We start from the raw sequence: 12404 nt of genomic DNA, 5'->3' as shown, positions 1-12404 counted from the left end.
CCGGTGGCCATGGCGTGGGGGATCACCCGATCCCATCCCGAACTCGGAAGTTAAGCCCCACTCGCGCGGATGGTACTGCCGGGGCCACCCGGTGGGAGAGTACGGCGCCGCCGGCCTGCACATCAAGCCCCCCGATGCTCCACGCGAGCGTCGGGGGGCTTCTGTTTGTACACGTGCATCCCAACAGCAGTCTCACGCAAAGCCGCGAAGACGCAAAGAAAGAACTTCGCGTGCTCCCTTTGCGTCTTTGCGTCTTTGCGTGAGGCCCTGCAGTTTCAGTTGTGCATTCTACCCAAGAGAAATGATGGAATACAGGTATGCAGTCCAGTCGGACGCGCCCTTCCTGGCCGAGATCAACCGGCAGCTCATCGAGGACGAGTGGGACGGCGGGGGGATGTCGCTGGAGCGCCTGGAGGCCCGCATGCGCCGCTGGCTGGCGGACGAGGACTACAAGGCGCTCCTCTTCCAGGAGGACGGCTCCACCGTCGCCTACGCGCTCATCAGCGTGGACGAGGACACGTCGTACATCCGGCACTTCTTCGTGATGCACGAGCACCGCGGCCGCGGCGCCGGCCGCCGCGCGATGGAGCTGCTCCTGAAGGAGATCATCCCGCACACCTCGCGCGTCACGCTGGACGTGCTCGCGTCCAACGAGGCCGGCCGCGGCTTCTGGCGCTCCGTCGGCTTCCGCGACTACGCGATTCGCCTCGAGCGGGTACCTGTCGCGGGGAGCGAGCAGGCGGCGGTGCTGTAGGAGGAGCGAGAGAGGACTGTCACGGCGGGCCGCCTGCTTCGAAGGCACCGACATCCTCGTAGTAGCGGCGGGCGATGGCCTCACTGGCCGGGTTCGTGTAGATCTCGGCGACAGGATGCTCGATCAGCCGCGCGATCGCCGCGGCCACCTCCTCGGCGGTCTGCACGCCCATGGGCGCGGCGCCAGGGCTCGGTGCAATGGTGCCGCCCAGGGCGCTCGACGCGAATCCGGTCGACACCATCCCCGGCATCACCAGCGACACGTGCACGCCGGGGTGGCCGCGCAGGTCGACCCGCAGGTTGGCGGTGAGCGTGTTGAGCGCCGATTTCGCCGCGCTGTAGGCGGAGCGCGGCGTGGCCAGCGGGACGCGTCCGAGGAACGAGGAGACGTTCACCAGGTGGCCAGTTCCGCGCTCCACGAAGTGCGGGACGATCGCCTGCATCCCGTACAGCGCCGACTTCACGTTCACGGCGATCATCTCGTCGATGTCGTCATCGGTGAGCTCCAACACCGGCCGGGTGATCGCCCGGCCGGCATTGTTCACCCACACGTCCACGCGCCCGAACCTCTCCAGTGCACGGTCGCGCAGCCGCTCCACCTGGGCACGGGCGGTGACGTCCGTCGGCACCACGAGCGACTCGGCCGCGAGCTCTTCCGCCAGGCGGGCCAGCTCGACCTCGCGCCGTGCCGCGAGCACGAGCGTGTGCCCCGCCCCCGCGAGCGCCCGCGCCAGTGCCGCGCCAATCCCGCTGCTGGCGCCCGTGACCACCACCACCTTTGTGCTCTCCGCCATCGGTTTCCTCCCTACGTGCTCTGCTTCGGCGTGCGCGGGCCGGTGCCAGCGCCGGTGCGGTTGATGGCGCCGGCGATCTCCTCCAGGTCCTCGCGCGTGAGGTCGATGTTGGCCGCGCCCACCCAGCCGTCCACCTGCTCCGGCGTGCGCCCGCCCACGATGGCCGCCGTCACCCCCGGCCACGCGATCGTCCACGCCACCGCGATCGAGGCGACGCTCGTGCCGTGGCGCTCCGCGATCGGCCCCAGTGCGTCGCGGAGGGCGAGGTTGCGCTCCACGTTCGGCATCTGGAAGTCGGCCGAGCCGCGCCGCCAATCGTCGTCGGCGAGGGTGTTGATGCGCTCCATCGACCAGCGGTCGGTGAGGAGGCCGGACTGCATGGGGCTGTAGACGATCACCCCCGTCTCGTGCTCCAGGCTCCACGGGATCTCCGCCCCCGCGGCGTCGCGCCGGATCAGTGAGAAGGGCGGCTGCAGCGAGTCGACCTGGCGGAGGGCGTCGCAGCGCTCCAGGAGCTCCGTGTCGAAGTTGGAGACGCCGGCCCAGCGCACCTTCCCCTCGTCGACCAGGCGGAGCATCTCGGCCCACGAGTCCTCCACCGGCGTGCCCGTCTCGTCCGGCCAGTGGAACTGGTAGAGGTCGATCGTCTCCACGCCCAGCCGCCGCAGCGACGCCTCGCACTCGCGGCGGATGGAGGCGGGGCGCAGGTCGCGCTGGGGAGGCGCCATCTTGTCGTCGTCGTCCCACACCAGGCCGCACTTGGTGAAGACGAGCGGCCGGTCGCCGTCGCCGAAGTCGCGCAGGAGGCGGCCGACGACCTCCTCCGAGTGCCCCAGGCCGTACACCGCCGCCGTGTCGATCCAGTTGACGCCCCGCTCCACGGCGTGGCGCATGGCGCGCAGCGAATCCTCGTCGTCCTGCGGCCCCCATCCGAAGGCCCACCCGCCGCCGCCCACCGCCCACGCGCCGAACCCCACGCGCGTGATCTCGGGCCCGTTGCTTCCCAGCTTCCGCTTCGCCAGTTCCGTCATTTCGCTATGCCTCAAAGGTTTAGCGGGGCTGTGCCCGCTCGTATTGCTTCGGCCATTCGCCGCGGGTGCCCAGGCGGTGCGCGGCCAGCAGGGGCCAGCGCGGCTGTCGCAGGAGCTCGCGCGCCAGGAGCACCATGTCCGCCTGGCCGGTGCGGATGATGTCGTCCGCCTGCTCGGGGTTGGTGATCAGACCCACGGCCGCGGTCGGGATGCCGCCATCGCGCCGCACGCGCTCGGCGAAGCCCACCTGGTAGCCGGGCCCGATCTCGATCTTGGCGTTCGGCACCAGCCCGCCGGAGGAGCAGTCGATCAGGTCGGCGCCATCCTCGCGCAGGAGGGACGCGAGGTGCACGGAGTCGTCCACGTCCCACCCGCCCTCCGCCCAGTCCGATGCCGAGATGCGGACGAAGAGCGGGAGCATCTCCGGCCACACCTCGCGCACCGCGGCGACCACCTCGCGCGTCAGCCGCACGCGGTTCTCGAACGAGCCGCCGTACCGGTCCGTGCGCTGGTTGCTGAGGGGCGACATGAACTCGTTGAGGAGGTACCCGTGCGCCGCGTGCACCTCCACCACCCGGAAGCCCGCCTCCAGCGCGCGCCGGGTCGCATCGCGGAACCCGTCCACCACGCGTCGAATCCCGTCCTCGTCCAGCTCCCGCGGCTGCGGGTAACCCTCGGCGAAGGGGACGGCGCTGGGCGCCATCACCTCGTCCCAGCCGCCGTCCTCGGGCGTCACGGCGCCGTTCCCCTCCCACGGCACCTGCGTGCTGCTCTTGCGTCCCGCGTGCGCGAGCTGCGTCCCCGCGATGGCGCCGTGTGCGTGGACGAACTCGGTGATGCGCCGCAGGGCAGGGACGTGCTCGTCCTTCCAGATCCCCAGGTCGCGCGGGCTGATGCGGCCCTCGGGGACGACGGCGTTGGCCTCGGTCATCACCAGCCCCGCGCCGCCCGTGGCGAAGGCGCCCAGGTGCACGAAGTGCCAGTCGTTCGCGAACCCGTCCTCGCTGGAGTACTGGCACATCGGCGACACCCCGATCCGGTTCCTGAACTCCACCTCACGCAATCTCAGCGGCGAAAACAGCCGCGCATTCGTATCAGCCGACAACTCGAGTCCTCCATCGGTTCAAATGAGGTCCGGCGGTTGAAACCGCTGCAACAACCGCGGAAAACCTGCCTTCGCAGGTTACGGCCACGCGAGCAGATCTATGCAAGCTCCCCCTCCCCCGGGCGGTTTCGGGGGAGGGGGATGCGTCGCGGAGCGACGCTGGGGGTGGGGCCCTCACAGCAGCTCGCGGTAGAACTCCAGCGTCTGCGCCGCGATTGCGCGCCAGCTGAAGTGCGCCAGGACGCGCGCGCGGGCCGCCGTCCCCATCGCGGCGCGGCGGGCGGGGTCGGCCATCAGCTCGTTGACCGCGGCGGCGAGGGCGCGCGAGAAGGCGTCCGGGTCGCGCGGCTCCACCGAGCCCCCGCCCTCCGCATCGAGCGGCACCAGGAGGCCCGTCTCGCCCGGGACGACGATCTCCGGGATGCCGCCGACCGCGGAGGCGACGACCGGCGTCTCGCAGGCCATCGCCTCCAGGTTGATGATCCCGAACGGCTCGTACACAGACGGGCAGACGAAGACGGCCGCGTGCGTGTAGAGCGCGATCACGTCCGGCTTGGTGAGCATCTCCGCGATCCAGACGACCGGGACGGAGACCTCGCCCTTCACCTCGTCGACCAGCGCGCGCATCTCCTCGCCGATCTCGGGGGTGTCGGGGGCGCCGGCGCAGAGCACCACCTGCACGCCTGCGTCCAGGTGGCGGATGGCGCGCACCAGGTGCAGGATCCCCTTCTGGCGCGTGATGCGGCCGACGAAGAGGACGATGGGGAGATCGGGGTCGACGCCGAGGCGGCGGAGGACGGCGGGGTCGGGGCGCGAGCGGTACTCGTCCGGGTCGATCCCGTTGTGGATCACGCGGATGCGCTCCGGCGCGACGCCGTAGAGCGCCTGCACGTCCGCCTTCATCGCCCGCGAGACGGCGACCACTCCGTCCGCGTTCTGGTAGGCGGTGCGCTCGATCCAGGTGGTGACGTCGTACGCCGTGCCGAGCTGCTCCACCTTCCAGGGGCGGTGCGGCTCCAGCGAGTGCGTGGTCAGCACCAGCCGCGCGCCGGTCAGCGGACGCGCGAGCGAGCCGGCGAGATGCGTGTACCAGGTGTGGCAGTGGACGATGTCCGGCGCCTGCACCGCGCCCACCATCGCAAGGTTGCGGGCCAGCGCGTCCAGCAGCCGCTCGTGACGCGGGTCCTGCGCGGGCAGCTTCACCGGCACGGGGATGCCGCGCACGTGCAAGCTTCCGTGGCTCTCCCGCTGCTCCCCGAACGCCAGCACGTCCACCGTGTGCGCGCCCTCCTCCAGCCGCGCCAGCTCCCTCGAAAGGTACTCCACGTGCACGCCCGCCCCGCCGTAGACGTGGGGGGGGTATTCGTTGGTGAGGAGGGTGATGCGCATGACAGAGAGTGCGTGAGTGCGTGAGTGCGTTAGTGCGTTCAAAACCCTATGTCATCCTGAGCGACGCGCCGCACCGGCCTCGCCCGTACTCCGATCCGTGGCGCGGAGCGAAGGATCTACTGCGCGTGGCGAGAGGCCTGTGGTCAATCGCGGTCCTCGCGTTGCGCCGGCTAGATCCTTCGGTCGCCGCAGGGTACGGTGCGCGGCGCCGATCGGTTGGGCTCCCTCAGGATGACAAAAGGGGGGGAGCGCTCCGCCATCCAACGCACTCACGCACTAACGCACTCACGCACTTCTTTTCAGATGACGGTCCCATCCGGAATCTCCGCGTTCTTGGGAATCACCACGATCCCGTCGCGGATGTACCAGTTGGGGCCCTCGCCCTCGCGCACGCCCTCGCGGTTGGTGATGATGCAGCGCTTGCCGATGGCCACGTTGCGGTCCACGATGGCGTTCTCGATGCGCGTGCCCTCGCCGACGCCGGGGCGCAGGGGGCCCTGGGCGTAGTTGCGCGTCTCCCCTTCCTGCCACCCGTAGTAGTCCGAGCCCAGGAGCACCGCGCGGTGGATGCGCGTGCCGCCGCAGATGTACGAGCGGATCCCCACCACCGAGTCCGTGATCTCGCTGTCCTCGATGATGCTCCCCTCGGCCACGATGGCGTGCTCCAGCCGCGTGCGCGTCATCTTGGCCGGCGGCAGCATGCGGGCGTTGGTGTACAGCGGCATCGCCGGGTCGTACAGGTTGAACGCGGGGTGCGGCTGGGCCAGCATGATGCTCGTCTCGAAGTACGACCGCACCGTCCCGATGTCGTTCCAGTACCCCGAGAACGGGTACGCCACCACCTTGAGCTCGTCGATGGCGCTGGGGATGATCTGCTTGCCGAAGTCGTGGTCGTCCGGCTTGCGGTCCAGCACGTCGCGCAGGGTGCCGGCGTTGAAGATGTAGATGCCCATCGACGCCAGGTAGATCCGCCCCGCGGCCTCCATCTCCGGCGTGGCGGGGCTCTCCTTGCCCGCAAGCTCGTCGCGCCGCGGCTTCTCGTAGAAGGCCGTGATGCGGTGCGCCTCGTCGGTGTGCATGATGCCGAAGCCCGGCGCGTCCTCGGCCGTCACCGGCGTGGCGGCCACCGTGATGTCGGCGCCCGTCGCGTCGTGGTGCGCCAGCATCTTGCGGTAGTCCATCGCGTAGAGCTGGTCGCCCGAGAGGATGATGATGCGGTCGTGCGGCACGCTGCGGATGTGCGGCATCGACTGGCGCACCGCGTCCGCCGTTCCCTGGTACCACAGCTCCGACGAGGCGGTCTGCTCGGCCGCCAGGATCGTGACGAAGCCGCCGTGGAAGCGGTCGAAGACGTAGGAGTGCGTGATGTGGCTGTTGAGGCTGGCCGAGTTGTACTGCGTCAGCACGAACATGCGGTAGAGCCCGCTGCTGATGCAGTTGGAGATGGGGACGTCGATGAGGCGGTACTTGCCCGCGAGCGGCACGGCGGGTTTGGCGCGGTCCTTGGTCAGCGGGAAGAGGCGCGTCCCGGCGCCACCGCCGAGAATGACTGCGAGCATCTGGCTCATGGAATACGAACGGGCAGTGTGGGGTGTGATCCGGCACCCCTGGCAACGGCAAGAAGTTGGCCCATCCCCACTCAGGCCGCCCGGGGACTGGACAAAGAGGCCGCGCGATGGCAGAATGTCCCCTCGGTAGCGACATCCCCGCCCGGCCCCCCTCGCGGTTCCCGCCCCTCCTCCTCCCTCCCGCCCCTCCCGTGAGCGACCCCGCATCCGAACCGCCGCGCATCCTGATCGTTGACGACGACCTTTCCGTGCGCCGGCTGATCCGCGTCTTTCTGCAGGAGCGCGGCTACCACGTGCGCAGCGCCGCCGGCGCGGACGAGGCGCTGGAGCTGCTGGAGAACGAGCGCTTCGACATCGTGGTGACCGACCTGCGCCTTCCCGTGTCCAGCGGGCTGGAGCTGCTGCAGGAGGTGCGCGCGCGCCTGCCCGGGGTGCGCAGTGTGCTGATGAGCGGCGACGCCGACGTCCCCGCGCTGGTCGGCGCGGTGGAGCGCGGGGTGGACGCCGTGCTGCTGAAGCCGTTCGAGCTGGAGGAGCTGCGGTTTCAGGTGGAGCAGTCCGTGGCGCGCCAGCGGGCCGAGCGCGCCGCCGCCCGCGAGCGCGACCTGCTGGAGGCACGCCTCCGCCACCGCGACGCGGAGAGCCGGCTCTGGATCCTGCGCGCGGCGCGTGCGCTGGTCACCGCCGTAGAGGTCAAGGACGCCTACACGGCCGGCCACGCCAAGCGCGTCACCGCCTACGCCATGTCCATGGCCGAGGTGACGGGCGGGATAGACCTGCTGCGCTACCCGCTGGCGGGCGACCTGCACGACGTGGGGAAGATCGGCATCCCGGACTCGGTGCTCAACAAGCCGGGGACGCTCACCCTGGCCGAGCTGGAGCTGATGGAGGGACACCCGGCGGCCGGCGCGCGCATCCTGGAGCCGCTGATCGACGACCCGCTGGTGCTGGGCGTGGTGCGCTGGCACCACGAGCGGTGGGACGGGCACGGCTATCCCGACGGGCTTGCGGGCGACCGCATCCCGCTGGCGGCGCGCGTCCTTGCCGTGGCCGACACGCTGGACGCCATGACCTCCGCCCGCGCCTACCGCGACGCCCTCCCCTGGGACGCCGCGGTGGCCGAGATCCGGCGCTGCTCGGGCACGCAGTTCGACCCCGCCGTCGTGGCCGCATTCGAAGCCGCCCTCCCCGTGCTCCACGCGCACTTCCGCGCCCACGTCCGCTAGGGAAAAACCATCACACAGAGATGCGGAGTGAACGGCAAGGGCACAGAGACCCCCTTTCGCCGTTCTCTCGGTTGCCTCCGTGGCTCTGTGTGAGGCCATCTGTTGGCGTCTGCGTGGATTCGCGACGGCGTACAGAAGCCGGACACCGCCGCGCCCTCAAGCACGACCAGCCGCGCCCGCCTAACTCCATGGCGGGCAACCACCTGCGCCACCGGGCAAGATCGGCACGGTCCCTGCCTTTGCGGGGTGCGCGGACATCCGTCCGCCGCCCCCGCCAATCCGACCGGACGCCGATGCCCTCCCTACTGGACCCGCAGCCGCGCAGCATCCTGGCACGCCGATCCCATCGCCCCGCAGCAGTGACCCACGACCCGCTCCAGGCGCCCGAGCAGCTCCGCGACTGCCGCATCGTGGTGGCGGACGACGACCCGGGCGTCATCGAGGTGATGAAGCGCCTCCTGGCGCGCGCCGGCTACCGGCGCGTCTGGTTCGCCACGCGCGGCGGCGAGGTGGCGCCGCTCTGCGCGGAGGTGGACCCGGATCTGGTCATCGTGGACCTGCGCATGCCGGACCGCCACGGCTTCGACGTCGTGCAGGACGTGCGCGCGCTGGCGGGCGGCGCCGTCCCCATCCTGGTGGTGACCGGCGAGGAGCGCGCGGCGGTGGTGCAGCAGGCGCTGGCGTGCGGCGCGCGCGACTTCCTCTCCAAGCCGTTCGAGCCTGGGGAGGCGCTGCTGCGCATCCGCAACCTGCTGGAGGTGCGCACCCTCCATACGCAGTCGCTGGCCGCCGCCGAGGCGCGCTACCGCACCCTGGTGGAGGACGCCACCGACGCCATCTGCCGCACCGACACGCGGGGCGTGGTGACCTACGCCAACCCCTCCGCCCGCGCGCTGCTGGGCGACGGCATCGTGGGGCGCGGCGCCACCGAGATGGTGCGCGAGGACGTGCGCCAGGAGGTGCGCGAGTTCTACTGCCTCCAGCTCCGCGACCGCGTTCCGACCACCGTGCGCGAGGTGCCGCTGGTGGTGGACGGCGCCGAGCTCTGGCTGGAGCAGCGGGTGCAGCTGGAGGTGGTGGGCGGGAGGGTGATGGGGCTCAGCGGGATCGCGCGCGACGTGACGCAGCGCCGCGCGCACGAGCGGCTCAAGGACGAGCTGATCTCGCTGGTGAGCCACGAGCTGCGCACCCCGCTCACCGCCATCCGCGGGTCGCTGGGGCTGCTGCACGGCGGCGTGCTCGCCAACTACCCCGAGCGCGCCTCGCGAATGGTTGCACTGGCGCTGGCGAATTCCGAGCGGCTGGGTCGGCTGATCGACAACATGCTCGACCTGGAGAAGATGGCCAGCGGCAAGCTGGAGATCGAGCGGCGCCCCTTCTCCATCCGCCAGATCGCCGACGACGCCATCGACACCGTGCGCCCCCTGCTGGAACAGGCCGACCTCCTGCTGGTGGCGGACCTCCCCGACGTTGCGGTGAACGTCGATCCCGACCGCATCGCGCAGGTGCTCACCAACCTGGTGTCCAACGCGGCCAAGTACTCCCCGCGCGGCGGCGCCGTGTGGGTGCGCGCGGAAGTCGAGGGCGCCGACCTGCGCGTGCAGGTGCGCGACCAGGGGCGCGGCATCCCCGCGGCGAAGCTGGAGTCGATCTTCGAGCGCTTCCAGCAGGTGGACTCGTCGGACAGCCGCGAAAAGGGCGGAACCGGGCTCGGGCTCCCCATCTGCCGCAACATCGTAGGACTGCATGGAGGCCGCATCTGGGCGGAGAGCTTGCCCGGAAAGGGTAGTACTTTTACCGTTCTCCTCCCCCGCGCAGTGGTGGAGGACGCGGCGCGGGAGTGAGGATGGCGCAAACAGGACGGTACTTGCACGCCGAGGCCCGGAACACGCGCCGTAGCTCGTTGTATGGGAAGCATGCACGACGGGTGCGCCGTACCCTTCCCCCGACCGGTTCCGTTTTGGGCGCGATCGACGATCCGCAACGCCTCTCCGCGCTGGAGCTCCTCGGCCTGATGGACTCGCCGGCCGAGGCGTCCTTTGACCGTTTCACCCGCCTGGCCGCGCGCCTGCTGAACGCGCCGGTCGCGCTGGTGACGCTTTTGGACGCCGACAGGCAGTACGTCAAGAGCTGCATAGGGCTGGAGGGCGCGGCCGGGAGCTACACGCCGGTGTCGGAGTCGTTCTGCCGCCACGCCATCGATGCCGGGGGGCCGCTGCTGCTGGAGGACGCCGCGGCCGACCCGCGCGTGCGCGACACGCTGGCGGTGCGCGAGCAGGGGTACCGCGCCTACGCCGGCTACCCGATCCGCACGCCGGACGGCCACGTCCTGGGCACCCTCTGCGTCCTCGACTATCGCCCGCGGCGCTGGAGCCACGACGAGCAGCAGGTGCTGGCCGACCTGGCCGACGCGGCGACCACGGAGATCGCGCAGCGCGTGCACCTGGCCGAGCAGGCGCGCAGCGAGGCGCACTACCGCCGTCTGGTGAGCACCTCGCCGTACGCCATCTACGCGCTGGACGTGGAGGGGCGCTTCGTGGAGCTGAACCGGGCCGGCGAGGCGCTGCTGGGCCGCGAGAGCCACACCGTCCTCGGCAGCTACTTCGGCGCCATCATCGCCCCCAAGGACCTCCCCGCCATCGAGCGCATCTTCATCGACCTCCTGACCGGCGCCACCGACAACGCGCTGATGGAGATGGACCTGACGCGGCCGTCTGGGGAGCTTCGCCGCGTCTCCGTGAACGCCACGGTCATCCGCGAAGAGGGGCGCGTAACCGGCATCCACGGCATCGGGCGCGACATCACCGACGAGCAGGTGCTGCTCGCCGAGATGAAGCTCCTCCACCTGGCGCTGGGCAACCTGTCGCAGGGGGTGAGCATCACCGACGAGCGCGGGCGGGTGATCTTCGTCAACCGCGCCTACACCGAGATCCTGGGGATCGCCGGGGCGGCGGACGCGCAGGCGTACATGGATGCGCTCGTCCCGGACGCGGAGGGGGCGCAGGAGGAGGAGATCGCCCGCGGCATCGGCGAGGCGGGGGAATGGAGCGGGCTGGTGTGGCGGACGCGGATGGACGACGGGCGGCGCGTTCCGCTCGACCTGTTCGTCTCCGCGGTGGACAGGGCGGAGGGGGGCGGCCGCTGCCTCTTCACCATCGTGCAGGATGCCACCGAGCGGCTGGAGCGAGAGCGGCACCTGCGCCGCGCCGAGCGGCTGGCCGGGCTGGGGACGCTGGTGGGGGGCGTGGCGCACGAGCTCAACAACCCGCTCACCGCCATCAAGGGCTTCACCGCGCTGATGCTGATGGACTCGCGCACCGTGGAGGACCGCGAGGCGCTGGAGGTGATGAAGCGCGAGGCGGACCGCGCCGCCCAGATCGTGGCCAACCTTCGCCGCCTGGCGCGCGACACGCAGGAGGAGGACACGCCGCGCGAACGGGTGGATCTCAACAACGTGATCGGCCACATCCTGCAGGTGCGCGGCTACTCGCTGGGCACCCACAACGTCGCGGTGGGCACCGAGCTGGACGCCACGCTCCCCGCCATCATGGCCGACCGCGGGCAGATGGAGCAGGTGCTCCTCAACCTGGTGGTCAACGCCGAGCAGGCGCTCGCCGGCCGCCCCGACCCGCGCATCACCGTCCGCACGCAGTCGTGCGAGCGGGGCGTGTCTGTGTACGTGGTGGACAACGGGTCCGGCATTCCGCCGGAGGCGCTGGAGCGGATCTTCGACCCCTTCTACACCACCAAGGCGCCCGGCGAGGGCACCGGCCTGGGGTTGGCGCTGGTGCACGGGATGGTGGCCGACCACGGGGGGCGCATCCACGTGGAGAGCGTGCCGGAGGAGGGGACCACCTTTCGCATCGACTTCCCCGCCGCCGAGGAGGGTAGGCCTGAGCCGCCCCCCGTCCGCGAGGCGCTCACGACCGCTACGGAGGCGCTGCGCGTGCTGGTGGTGGACGACGAGGACAGCATCCGGCGCACCCTGTCGCGCTACCTGGCGCGCCGCGGCCATCGCGTGAGTGTCGCCTCCGAGGGCGGCGAGGCGCTGCGCATGCTGGAGTCGGAGGGCGGGTTCGACGTGATCCTCTCCGACGTGCGCATGCCCGGCCTGAGCGGCGACCGCCTGCACGCCCGCCTGCGCGAGCGCGGCGACGGGATGGACCGGCGCCTCGTCTTCATGAGCGGCGACGCTCTCGGCGACCAGACCGCCGACGCGCTCTCCGCCTCCGAAGTGCCGGTCATCCTCAAGCCCTTCGACATGGGCACCGTCGCGGACACGGTCGAAGCGGTGGGGCGCTCCGGGCCACGCTAAGCACCGAACGTCCGCTCAATGGAAGGCAAGGGAGGCGCGAGGAGATCATCCCTCGCGCCTCCCTTGTTGTGCCGTACACTGACCGGAAATGCGACGAGCGGCGGTTCTTCGGCTTCTCGCGGCGTTCCGTGAGCGGAACCCGCCACACCGTCCGGTTTCTGGACAGGAAGAGACTGTGGCGTACACGCCTAACTAGAGGTACCGCAAGGGTTTAACGCGCAGG

Annotated in this window: 9 protein-coding genes and 1 rRNA gene; 5 read left to right on the top strand and 5 right to left on the bottom strand. The window is 70.7% G+C overall.

Annotation, left to right across the window (positions count from 1 at the left end):
* Nucleotides 1-116 (top strand): 5S ribosomal RNA (rrf, locus tag VF647_25480); the annotation flags it as partial.
* A gap of 185 nt (nt 117-301) precedes the next feature.
* Entirely contained in the window at nt 302-754 is a 453-nt protein-coding gene (locus VF647_25475; GenBank protein ID HEX8455456.1) for a GNAT family N-acetyltransferase, read from the top strand.
* A gap of 19 nt (nt 755-773) precedes the next feature.
* Here the strand turns inward: VF647_25475 and VF647_25470 are convergent, their stop codons facing one another.
* The 5 genes from VF647_25470 to VF647_25450 form a co-directional block, all read right to left on the bottom strand.
* On the bottom strand, nt 774-1547 hold the full coding sequence (locus tag VF647_25470; protein HEX8455455.1) for an SDR family NAD(P)-dependent oxidoreductase: 774 nt from the start codon (nt 1545-1547) through the stop codon (nt 774-776).
* An 11-nt stretch (nt 1548-1558) separates the two neighbouring features.
* Nucleotides 1559-2578, bottom strand: a complete 1020-nt coding sequence (locus VF647_25465) for an aldo/keto reductase (GenBank protein HEX8455454.1) — start codon at nt 2576-2578, stop codon at nt 1559-1561.
* 19 nt (nt 2579-2597) lie between these two features.
* Complete coding sequence (locus VF647_25460) at nt 2598-3683, bottom strand: NADH:flavin oxidoreductase/NADH oxidase (protein HEX8455453.1); 1086 nt, start codon at nt 3681-3683, stop codon at nt 2598-2600.
* 174 nt (nt 3684-3857) lie between these two features.
* Nucleotides 3858-5072 (bottom strand): glycogen synthase, encoded by a 1215-nt coding sequence (glgA, locus tag VF647_25455; GenBank protein HEX8455452.1) that lies wholly within the window; start codon nt 5070-5072, stop codon nt 3858-3860.
* A gap of 299 nt (nt 5073-5371) precedes the next feature.
* Nucleotides 5372-6631, bottom strand: a complete 1260-nt coding sequence (locus tag VF647_25450) for a glucose-1-phosphate adenylyltransferase (GenBank protein ID HEX8455451.1) — start codon at nt 6629-6631, stop codon at nt 5372-5374.
* 200 nt (nt 6632-6831) lie between these two features.
* Here VF647_25450 and VF647_25445 point away from each other — a divergent pair, with 200 nt between their 5' ends.
* The 3 genes from VF647_25445 (at nt 6832) to VF647_25435 (ending at nt 12181) form a co-directional block, all read left to right on the top strand.
* The gene (locus VF647_25445; protein ID HEX8455450.1) at nt 6832-7866 is read left to right on the top strand and encodes an HD domain-containing phosphohydrolase; all 1035 of its coding nucleotides are present in this window, start codon (nt 6832-6834) and stop codon (nt 7864-7866) included.
* Nucleotides 7867-8159: 293 nt separating this feature from the next.
* Nucleotides 8160-9710 (top strand): ATP-binding protein, encoded by a 1551-nt coding sequence (locus VF647_25440; GenBank protein ID HEX8455449.1) that lies wholly within the window; start codon nt 8160-8162, stop codon nt 9708-9710.
* 116 nt (nt 9711-9826) lie between these two features.
* Complete coding sequence (locus VF647_25435) at nt 9827-12181, top strand: PAS domain S-box protein (GenBank protein ID HEX8455448.1); 2355 nt, start codon at nt 9827-9829, stop codon at nt 12179-12181.
* Nucleotides 12182-12404 lie beyond the last annotated feature (223 nt).

This window comes from Longimicrobium sp. (assembly GCA_036387335.1).
Lineage (GTDB): Bacteria > Gemmatimonadota > Gemmatimonadetes > Longimicrobiales > Longimicrobiaceae > Longimicrobium.
This window is presented reverse-complemented; position numbering and strand designations above follow the sequence as displayed.